The organism is Bradyrhizobium sp. NBAIM03 (genome assembly GCF_020194055.1).
Lineage (GTDB): Bacteria > Pseudomonadota > Alphaproteobacteria > Rhizobiales > Xanthobacteraceae > Bradyrhizobium > Bradyrhizobium yuanmingense.
This window is the reverse complement of the sequence record NZ_JADYVS010000168.1, coordinates 1-441: the sequence shown is the minus strand read 5'-3', so window position 1 is coordinate 441 and position 441 is coordinate 1. Positions and strand designations below refer to the sequence as shown.

The 441-nt window shown below is 66.7% G+C and carries 1 pseudogene; it reads right to left on the bottom strand.

Annotated features, from left to right (window positions below):
* Positions 1-148: 148 nt before the first annotated feature.
* Positions 149-441, bottom strand: a pseudogene (locus I6F21_RS37915) (rhodanese-related sulfurtransferase); the annotation flags it as partial.

The window sequence follows — 441 nt, the reverse complement described above, 5'->3', positions numbered from 1 at the left end:
GTTCTGAACGCCACCCGTCACGTTCCGAACGCCAACGGTGCGGTTCGGAACCTCAAGCGTGGCGTCCGGAACCTCAAGCGTGGAGTGTTGGAACTTCAAGTGTCGAGTTCAGAACGCCAAGCGTGACGTTCCGAACCTTGGCGGCCAGTTAGATGACCCGGAAACCGTGCGTTCCGTCGCGCCGCAGCTGCTCGACCAGCCCGAACTCCCAGTCCAGATAGGCCTGCATCGCGGTACGCGGCGCGCTCGTGCCTTCGTACGGGCGGCGATAGCGGTCGATGCGGTCTGAGGCAAGGCGGGTCTCGCCGGCTTCAACGGGCAGGCCGGCCGCCACCCAGGCTGCGGTGCCGCCGTCGAGCACCCAGACCTCGGCATGCGTCAGCTTGGCGAGGTCGGCGGCGGCAAAGCGGGCGAGCTGGCTGGAACCGCACGTCAGCACAT